This is a genomic window from Pseudomonas caspiana (assembly GCF_002158995.1).
GTDB classification, from domain to species: Bacteria; Pseudomonadota; Gammaproteobacteria; order Pseudomonadales; family Pseudomonadaceae; genus Aquipseudomonas; species Aquipseudomonas caspiana.
This window is the reverse complement of the sequence record NZ_LOHF01000030.1, coordinates 49,826-58,490: the sequence shown is the minus strand read 5'-3', so window position 1 is coordinate 58,490 and position 8,665 is coordinate 49,826. Positions and strand designations below refer to the sequence as shown.

General features: G+C 57.6%; 9 protein-coding genes. 7 read left to right on the top strand and 2 right to left on the bottom strand.

Going from position 1 to position 8,665, the window contains the following annotated elements:
* Positions 1 to 115 precede the first annotated feature (115 nt).
* From AUC60_RS24765 to AUC60_RS24745, 5 genes are all read left to right on the top strand, one after another.
* Positions 116 to 1,027, top strand: coding sequence for a LysR substrate-binding domain-containing protein (locus tag AUC60_RS24765; protein ID WP_087273817.1), 912 nt, complete (start codon positions 116 to 118; stop codon positions 1,025 to 1,027).
* Positions 1,028 to 1,240: 213 nt separating this feature from the next.
* Positions 1,241 to 1,732, top strand: a complete 492-nt coding sequence (gene purE / locus AUC60_RS24760; protein WP_027902272.1) for a 5-(carboxyamino)imidazole ribonucleotide mutase — start codon at positions 1,241 to 1,243, stop codon at positions 1,730 to 1,732.
* Between the two features lie 9 nt (positions 1,733 to 1,741).
* A complete protein-coding gene (locus AUC60_RS24755; RefSeq protein ID WP_027902271.1) occupies positions 1,742 to 2,824 on the top strand; it encodes a 5-(carboxyamino)imidazole ribonucleotide synthase in 1,083 nt (360 codons plus the stop codon).
* A gap of 244 nt (positions 2,825 to 3,068) precedes the next feature.
* A complete protein-coding gene (locus AUC60_RS24750) occupies positions 3,069 to 3,317 on the top strand; it encodes a GlsB/YeaQ/YmgE family stress response membrane protein (protein WP_027902270.1) in 249 nt (82 codons plus the stop codon).
* An 85-nt stretch (positions 3,318 to 3,402) separates the two neighbouring features.
* Positions 3,403 to 3,936: a DUF3299 domain-containing protein gene (locus AUC60_RS24745; protein ID WP_027902269.1), complete on the top strand. Its 534-nt coding sequence runs from the start codon at positions 3,403 to 3,405 to the stop codon at positions 3,934 to 3,936.
* A 130-nt stretch (positions 3,937 to 4,066) separates the two neighbouring features.
* Here the strand turns inward: AUC60_RS24745 and AUC60_RS24740 are convergent, their stop codons facing one another.
* Both AUC60_RS24740 and AUC60_RS24735 read right to left on the bottom strand, forming a co-directional pair.
* Positions 4,067 to 4,966, bottom strand: a complete 900-nt coding sequence (locus AUC60_RS24740) for a D-hexose-6-phosphate mutarotase (RefSeq protein ID WP_087273816.1) — start codon at positions 4,964 to 4,966, stop codon at positions 4,067 to 4,069.
* A 191-nt stretch (positions 4,967 to 5,157) separates the two neighbouring features.
* Positions 5,158 to 5,559, bottom strand: coding sequence for an acyl-CoA thioesterase (locus AUC60_RS24735; RefSeq protein WP_027901946.1), 402 nt, complete (start codon positions 5,557 to 5,559; stop codon positions 5,158 to 5,160).
* Positions 5,560 to 6,040: 481 nt separating this feature from the next.
* Between AUC60_RS24735 and AUC60_RS24730 the strand changes: the two genes are divergently transcribed.
* Together AUC60_RS24730 and AUC60_RS24725 are read left to right on the top strand one after the other, a co-directional pair.
* Complete coding sequence (locus AUC60_RS24730) at positions 6,041 to 7,333, top strand: MFS transporter (protein WP_087273815.1); 1,293 nt, start codon at positions 6,041 to 6,043, stop codon at positions 7,331 to 7,333.
* Positions 7,334 to 7,504: 171 nt separating this feature from the next.
* Entirely contained in the window at positions 7,505 to 8,494 is a 990-nt protein-coding gene (locus tag AUC60_RS24725) for a phosphate ABC transporter substrate-binding protein PstS family protein (protein WP_087273813.1), read from the top strand.
* Positions 8,495 to 8,665 lie beyond the last annotated feature (171 nt).

The following is an 8,665-nucleotide window of genomic DNA, read 5'->3' as shown; positions in this document are numbered from 1 at the left end:
TCGCGGCCTCGCGGTGCTCGTGCGCTCCTACAGATCCAATGTCAGCTTCGCGACTGGGCAGCTTCTACAGAATTCATTCCAATTCAGATGGATAGGGTGCAGGTAAGAGGACAACATGAATCTGGAAAGCAAATGGCTGGAAGACTTTAGCGCGCTGGCCTCCACGCGCAGTTTTTCCCAAGCGGCAGAGAAGCGTTTTGTGACACAACCAGCCTTCAGTCGACGCATTCGCAGCCTTGAAGCGGCGTTGGGGCTGACGCTGGTCAATCGCTCGCGTACGCCCATCGAACTGACGGCAGCTGGCCAGCTGTTTCTGGTCACCGCGCGTACCGTTGTTGATCAACTGGGCGAAGTGTTGCGCCACTTGCATCACCTGGAAGGCGGGCAGGGTGAAGTCATGCAGGTTGCCGCCGCTCACTCTTTGGCGCTGGGCTTCTTCCCACGCTGGATTGCTCAGTTGCGCAACGAAGGTCTGAACATCGCGACCCGGCTGGTCGCCACCAATGTCGGTGACGCGGTGCATGCTTTGCGCGAAGGCGGCTGTGACTTGATGCTGGCGTTCTACGACCCGGACGCCGCCCTGCAAATGGACCCGGAAATTTTCCCTTCACTGCACTTGGCACACACTGAGATGCTGCCGGTATGCGCCGCGGATGAAAGTGGCGAACCGTTGTTCAGTCTGGAGGATGGCAGCAGCGTGCCGCTTCTGGCTTATAGCGCAGGTGCTTTTTTGGGCCGTTCGGTGAACCTGTTGTTGCGTCAGCGAAACCTGCGCTTCACCACAATTTACGAAACAGCCATGGCTGACAGCCTGAAAAGCATGGCGCTGGAAGGTCTGGGCATTGCGTGGGTACCCCGGCTCAGTGTGCGTGCCGAGTTGGCCCGCGGTGAGCTGGTTGAGTGCGGTGGCCCGCAATGGCACATTCCGCTGGAGATTCGCTTGTACCGCTGCGCCTTGGTGCGCAAGGCCAACGTGCGTTTGTTGTGGCGCAAGCTCGAGAGCTCCGCGACACCCGATGGCGCTTGACCCGCAGGTCAGTAAATACGTGGTTTACAGGTCAGAAGCACCTCACAAGACAGATGGTCGCGGGGGGTGCTTCAAACGCAACTCTTTGGGGTATACTGCGCGGCCTTTGGCCGGCTCGACCGGTCATTTTTCGTACAGCAAGCCACGCCGGTCCTCCCGCGTGGCTTGTTTGTTTTTTGATGCGCCTGCGGGCGCCCGATGAGAGGCACGACGATGAGCGCACTGGTTGGCGTGATCATGGGCTCCAAGTCCGATTGGTCCACCCTTAGCCACACCGCCGATATGCTGGAAAAGCTCGGCATTCCGTACGAAGTGAAAGTGGTGTCTGCGCACCGCACTCCGGATTTGCTGTTCCAGTATGCCGAACAGGCTGAAGCACGCGGCATTGAAGTGATCATCGCCGGTGCTGGCGGTGCTGCTCACTTGCCGGGCATGTGTGCAGCCAAGACTCACCTGCCGGTACTGGGCGTTCCAGTCCAGTCCTCCATGCTCTCAGGCGTCGACTCGCTGCTGTCCATCGTGCAGATGCCAGCCGGCATTCCGGTTGCGACCCTGGCCATCGGCAAAGCCGGTGCGATCAACGCAGCACTGCTCTCGGCCAGCATCCTGGGCGCCAAGCACCCACAATTCCACGCAGTGTTGAAGAAATTCCGCACTGAGCAGACAGACAGCGTTCTGGACAATCCAGATCCGCGCGACGCCTGAGGTTTTGCAATGAAGATCGGTGTAATCGGTGGCGGCCAACTGGGCCGCATGTTGGCCCTGGCAGGAACCCCGCTGGGGATGAACTTCGCCTTTCTGGACCCCGCGCCAGACGCTTGCGCAGCGGCATTGGGCGAACATCTGCGTGCCGATTACGGCGATCAGGATCATCTGCGTCAGCTGGCTGACGAAGTGGATCTGGTGACCTTCGAATTCGAAAGCGTGCCTGCTGAAACCGTGGCGTTCCTGTCGCAGTTCGTGCCGGTTTATCCGAGTGCCGAAGCGCTGCGCATCGCCCGCGATCGCTGGTTCGAGAAGAGCATGTTCAAAGACCTGGGCATTCCAACGCCTGAGTTCGCCGACATTCAGTCCCAGGCAGATCTGGACGCTGCAGTCGCCGCTATCGGTCTGCCTGCGGTGCTCAAGACCCGCACGTTGGGTTACGACGGCAAGGGCCAGAAAGTGCTGCGTACCGCAGCTGACGTCGAAGGTACTTTCGCGGAGCTGGGTAGCGTTGCCTGTCTACTGGAAGGCTTCGTGCCGTTTACCGGTGAAGTGTCGTTGATCGCCGTGCGTGCTCGTGACGGGGAAACCCGTTTCTACCCGTTGGTGCACAACACCCACGACAACGGCATCCTGCGTATTTCCATCGCCAGCACCGATCATCCGCTGCAGGCCCTGGCTGAAGACTACGCCGGTCGCGTCCTCAAGCAACTCGATTACGTTGGCGTACTGGCCTTCGAGTTCTTTGAAGTCGATGGCGGTCTCAAAGCCAACGAAATCGCGCCTCGCGTACACAACTCCGGGCACTGGACCACTGAAGGCGCCGAATGCAGCCAGTTTGAAAACCACCTGCGGGCGGTTGCTGGCTTGCCGCTGGGCTCTACCGCCAAGGTGGGGGAGAGCGCGATGCTCAACTTCATCGGTGAAGTGCCTGCTGTGGATAAAGTGACTGCCATTGATGACTGTCACCTGCATCACTACGGCAAAGCGTTCAAGGCTGGCCGTAAAGTGGGCCACGCCACCGTGCGCAGCGCAGATCGCGCAACGCTGGATCGCCAGGTGAAGCTGGTTGAGGCGCTGATCAAAAACTGATCAGCACGCATTATGAAATGCGGTATCAATTGAAATAGTTTCTGTAGGAGCTCACGAGCACCGCGAGGCAGCGATGGCGGCTTATCTGAGACACCGCCATCGCTGCCTCGCGGTGCTCGTGAGCTCCTACAGATTTTGCGTCAGCCTTTCGCATTGAACCATTCCAACTGCGCACCTCTCTGATAGCGTGATGCCGATGGCTGACCAAGCTTCGGCATATCACTTATTTGAGAGGGAAAACGGCATGGGTATTATCGGAACCATCTTCATCGGCTTGATCGTTGGCCTGCTGGCGCGTTTCCTCAAGCCAGGCGACGACAGCATGGGTTGGATCATGACCATTCTGTTGGGCATCGGCGGTTCGCTGGCGGCCACTTATGGCGGTCAGGCGCTGGGCATCTATCAAGCGGGCGAAGGTGCTGGCTTCCTGGGTGCGCTGGTTGGCGCAATCGTACTGTTGGTGATCTTCGGCCTGATCAAAAAGAAAAGCTGATGTTCAATGGCCCTCTGCGTTCCGGCACGCAGAGGGCTAGAATGCCGGGCAGTTATTCAACTCCCCACTCTTGCCGAGTCTGTCGATGCGTCGTCTTTTAGTAATCCCCCTGCTGTTGATCTGCGGCCTCGCCCGCGCTGAGATCCCTGAAACCGACTGGCTGGATCTGATGCCCAAGTCGGATCAGAAAGCCCTCGAAGCCATGCCTGAAATCGATCATAACTCCCCGGAAGCCCAAGGGACGTTTGATAGCAAAGGTGGCCTGAAACAGAGCAAGGGTTTGCCCGCTGTCATGTACTCAGCCAAGACCGTGCCGGCCATGAACGGCAAGGAAGTGCGTCTTGGAGGTTATCCCGTGCCGCTCGAAACGGATGCCAAGGGCCACAGCACGCTGTTTTTCCTTGTGCCGTATCCGGGCGCTTGTATCCACGTACCGCCACCACCGCCCAACCAATTGGTGCTGGTGCGTTACCCCAAAGGTTTGAAGATCGAAGACATCTACACGCCGCTGTGGGTGGTCGGCAAACTGAAAGTTGAGAAGGTCAGCAATGACCTGGCTGATGCGGCTTATGCAATGGATGCAGAGAAAGCGCGGGTTGTGGTTGAGGCGGATTTGTAGCGTTCAAACAGTTAGCGTTCTTTACTTGTAGGAGCTCACGAGCATCGCGAGGCAGCGATGGCTGTGTCTCAGATAAACCGCTATCGCTGCCTCGCGGTGCTCGTGAGCTACTACAGATTTCAGGTGTCAGTTAGATCGCTTCAGCCCAGATACTCACATCCAGAACATGCATCTGATCCGGCTCCAGCGTCACGATATCGTCCAGTACGTTGGCGGTTTCGACGCAGACCATGCCCTGCCAGCCGTCAGCGGCCATGTCTTTAAAGCTTTTGGTTTTTTCGGTCCACGGATTCCACACGATGGCTGATTTCGAGCCATTGGTGCAGATGTGGATTTTGCGCTGCCATGTCGGGTCGACAATGCTCAGCATGTCCGGGGTGTTGAGGTAGATGCGGTCGGTCTCGCCTGCGAATTTCAGATCGCCGGACTGCTTGCGCTCTTCCCAGTTTTCCAGGGTTTCAATGTAACGCAGGCCGTCGAGGCCTTTGATGCTGATCTCGCGTACATCGCTGACGGCGAAGTAGGTGTGCAGTGCCTGGCTAAAGCTCACGGTTTCAGTGCCGGAGTTATAACTGACGAGGCTAACGTTCAGTGCTTCGTCCAGACGAATGCTCAGTTTCAGGCCCACGTTATGCGGCCAGCCTGGCAGCTTGCCTTCCGTCTTGGGCTGGATGAAATCGACGATCAACGCGTCGTCATCTTCGGCCATGCCCATCAATTCCCAGTCGATGGCACGAACTTCGCCGTGAGCCTTGGCAGGCTCGTCGCTTACGCGCATGGCCTGCACGCTTTCCGGGTTGCGCTGAAGATTGCCGAACCAAGGCCAGCAGACAGGCATACCACCGCGAATCGGGGTGCCTTTCTTGAAAACCGCCTGATCATTGGACCAGATCAGCGGCTGCTGCCCGGCAAGCTTGTAACTGACGATATGCGCACCTTGCTGGGCGACAACGAGTTCGGCTTCACCGTGGCTGATTCTCCAGCAGTTCAGCTCATCGATGGTGACGGATTCGACCTGGGGCGTTGGCATATAAAGAACTCTCAAACAAAGACTAAGACAAAATGGACCGTGTCCAGGTCGATGAGTTTACCTTGATCCTTGCCGCAGCGCGGTTTCTGTGGGAGCCGAGCTTGCTCGCGATAAGGGCGGCACGGGTATCAGGTCAATCGCGTCCAGCCGTATCGTCGGAATGCCGCCCAGATCAAGCCACGCTCCCGTAGTTACCTGCGAGCAGGCACCGAACGCGTCCGCCCGCTGCCATCAATGGCCACGAACACAAACACGGCTTCAGTCACTTTGCGCCACTCACTGGACAGCGGGTCATCGCTCCAGACTTCAACCATCATCTGGATGGAGCTGCGGCCGATTTCCAGCGCCTGGGTATAGAAGGACAACTGCGCGCCCACCGCCACTGGAACCAGAAACGCCATACGATCAATGGCGACGGTGGCAACGCGCCCGCCAGCGATCTTGCTGGCCATTGCCGTACCGGCCAGGTCCATCTGGGAAACCAGCCAGCCGCCGAAGATATCGCCGAAGCCATTGGTTTCGCGGGGTAGAGCGGTGATTTGCAACGCGAGATCGCCTTGCGGGATTGGATCTTCTTGTTCGAACTCGATCATGCCTAGGGTGCCTCTGACCCATGACTCTTAGTATTGTTGCCGCGGTTGGCAGGCGCCATTCAAAACCATTTGCATGAACATAAAACGTTCAGCGCAGGCGGAACACCTGAAGGGGAAACTCTGCGAAAGCGGCTGAATAGCAGCTGATTTCGCACAGCACCCCCGACTGACTGAGGCTTGTGCGCTACATTCCGACACACACCCGACAGTAACCCGACGGTCTGCGAGTATATCGGGCGACGCGTCATGAAACGACCATCGAGTACTGATTTCGACGATATACGCATCAGGCTGTGTGCTTTTTGAAACAATTTGCTATCGTGCCGGACCCGACAAGGCGGCATGACTGCCTGTGTCACGCAATTTTGGTGCCTATCCGCACAGTTGCTCCGGACAATCGCAGTTGCAGGCCACCCCGCCGTAACCTGCTTTACTGTCGCTAACCCTATTCAAGAGAAGCCTTCTTAGAGAAGTATTGTTCATGTCAACTGTGCCTTCGAGTACCGCGCAGCCTTCGCGCCCGCTGACCCGCAACGACTACAAGACCTTGTCGCTGTCCGCGTTGGGCGGCGCGCTTGAGTTCTACGACTTCATCATTTTCGTGTTCTTCGCGGCGGTGGTCGGCAAGCTGTTCTTCCCGGCAGACATGCCGGAGTGGCTGCGCATGATGCAGACCTTCGGTATTTTCGCTGCGGGTTATCTGGCGCGCCCTCTGGGCGGCATCATCATGGCGCACTTCGGCGACCTGTTGGGGCGCAAGAAAATGTTCACCCTGAGCATTTTCATGATGGCGGTGCCGACGCTGATCATGGGTCTGCTGCCGACGTATGCCCAGATCGGCATGTTGGCGCCGATTCTGCTTCTGCTGATGCGCGTCATTCAGGGCGCAGCGATCGGCGGTGAAGTGCCGGGCGCCTGGGTTTTCGTGTCCGAGCACGTTCCTGCGCGTTATATCGGCTATGCCTGTGGCACGCTGACCTGTGGTCTGACGGCCGGCATTCTGCTGGGCTCGCTGATGGCGACCCTTATCAACAGCATCTACACCCCAATTGAAGTGTCGGATTACGCATGGCGTATCCCGTTCCTGGTCGGTGGTGTGTTCGGCCTGTTGTCCGTGTATCTGCGTCGTTGGTTGCACGAAACGCCAGTGTTCGCCGAACTGCAATTGCGCAAAGCGCTGGCCGATGAAGTGCCGCTCAAGTCGGTGCTGCGTGACCACCGTGGTGCCGTTGCAATCTCGATGCTGCTGACCTGGTTGCTGTCGGCGGGGATCATCGTGGTTATTCTGATGACCCCGACCATTCTGCAGGGCGCGACCTTCGGCTTCCCGGCTGCTGTGGCCCTGAAGGCCAATAGCCTGGCGATCGTTTTCCTGAGTCTGGGCTGCATCGGTTCGGGCGCACTGGCTGACCGCATTGGTGCTGGCCGTGTGTTCCTGTTTGGCAGCCTGGGTTTGTTGATCTGCTCATGGACCATGTACCACACGCTGGCGGCCAATCCTGACTGGTTGTTCCCGCTGTATGCAGTGACCGGCCTGTTCGTTGGCGTCATTGGCGCAGTGCCGTACGTGATGGTCAAGGCATTCCCGGCTGTAGTGCGTTTCTCGGGGTTGTCGTTCTCGTACAACCTGGCTTACGCGATTTTTGGCGGCCTGACGCCGATGGTCGTGACGCTCATGCTCAAATCCAGCCCTATGGCACCCGCTTGGTACGTGGCGATTCTATGTGTGCTGGGCATGCTGATTGGCTGCTACCTGATCGCCAAAAAGCGCTGATCGTTGGAGTCTGAAGACTTCCGTTTCATGCCGCGCGCTACTCGAGACCGCCATTCCTGAAAAGGGTGGCGGTCTTTCATTTAATTGTCACAATTAAGTCATAGAGTCGTCACGCGTCCGGCCAATACTCGGGCCAACGGACCTATTTCTTCACCTCGCTCGGAGCAAGGTATGACTTTCAAGCGTTTGATCACTGCACTGACCTTCGTTGCCGCTGGCGTCGCTGCTGCCAATGCGGTTGCTGCTGTTGATCCGGCGATCAAACCGTACGTGAAAACGTCGGGTGTCTCGGGCAACCTGTCGAGTGTGGGCTCCGATACGCTGGCGAACCTCATGACACTGTGGGCTGAGGCTTACAAGAAAGAATATCCGAGTGTGAACATCCAGATTCAGGCGGCTGGCTCGTCCACTGCACCACCGGCGCTGACTGAAGGCACTGCGAACCTCGGTCCGATGAGTCGCAAGATGAAAGACGGCGAGCTGTCGGCGTTTGAACAGAAGTACGGCTACAAACCCACAGCTATCCCGGTTGCTGTCGATGCCCTGGCGGTTTTCGTGCACAAGGACAACCCGATCAAGGGTCTGACCATGGCGCAAGTGGATGCCATCTTCTCGGTCACTCGCCTGTGCGGCGCCAAAGCGGATGCCAAAACCTGGGGTGATGTGGGCGTCACCGGTGATCTGGCGAACAAACCGATCCAGTTGTTTGGTCGCAACTCGGTGTCCGGTACGTACGGCTACTTCAAGGAAGAAGCCCTGTGCAAAGGCGATTTCAAAGCTAACGTCAACGAACAGCCGGGTTCTGCTTCGGTCGTAAGCTCGATCAGCAGTTCGCTCAACGGCATTGGTTACTCGGGTATTGGTTATAAAACGTCCAGCGTTCGCACCGTGCCATTGGCCAAGAAGGATGGCGGCGAGTTCGTTGAAGACAACGAAGCCAACGCGTTGAACGGCACTTATCCGCTGTCGCGTTTCCTCTATGTCTACGTCAATAAGGCCCCGAATAAACCGCTGGCCCCGCTGGAAGCTGAGTTCATCAAGCTGGTGCTGTCGAAGCAGGGTCAGGAAGTGGTCATGAAAGACGGCTACATCCCACTGCCGCCAAGAGTGGTAACCAAGGCGCTGACCGATCTGGGTCTGCAGGAAGCTGCTGCAAAATAATCCGGGTTGCGGTGGGATCTGTTCTAATCAGGTCCCACCGTTAACTGAACAGTTCGCTGCCATGATCGTAGGTGGCGGGCTTTTTTGCGTCACCCCGCTGTAATGTTTTTGTCATACAGGGCGGCTAGGGTGTGCGCATGAATGATCTGGCCAATTCATCGATGAATCAGA

What these genes read in the sequence shown, in the direction of transcription:
- AUC60_RS24735 (WP_027901946.1), bottom strand. Translation starts at nt 5,559, where the DNA reads ATGATCGAGTTCGAACAAGAAGATCCAATCCCGCAAGGCGATCTCGCG.
- AUC60_RS24740 (WP_087273816.1), bottom strand. Translation starts at nt 4,966, where the DNA reads ATGCCAACGCCCCAGGTCGAATCCGTCACCATCGATGAGCTGAACTGC.
- AUC60_RS24730 (WP_087273815.1), top strand. Translation starts at nt 6,041, where the DNA reads ATGTCAACTGTGCCTTCGAGTACCGCGCAGCCTTCGCGCCCGCTGACC.
- AUC60_RS24755 (WP_027902271.1), top strand. Translation starts at nt 1,742, where the DNA reads ATGAAGATCGGTGTAATCGGTGGCGGCCAACTGGGCCGCATGTTGGCC.
- AUC60_RS24745 (WP_027902269.1), top strand. Translation starts at nt 3,403, where the DNA reads ATGCGTCGTCTTTTAGTAATCCCCCTGCTGTTGATCTGCGGCCTCGCC.
- purE (WP_027902272.1), top strand. Translation starts at nt 1,241, where the DNA reads ATGAGCGCACTGGTTGGCGTGATCATGGGCTCCAAGTCCGATTGGTCC.
- AUC60_RS24765 (WP_087273817.1), top strand. Translation starts at nt 116, where the DNA reads ATGAATCTGGAAAGCAAATGGCTGGAAGACTTTAGCGCGCTGGCCTCC.
- AUC60_RS24750 (WP_027902270.1), top strand. Translation starts at nt 3,069, where the DNA reads ATGGGTATTATCGGAACCATCTTCATCGGCTTGATCGTTGGCCTGCTG.
- AUC60_RS24725 (WP_087273813.1), top strand. Translation starts at nt 7,505, where the DNA reads ATGACTTTCAAGCGTTTGATCACTGCACTGACCTTCGTTGCCGCTGGC.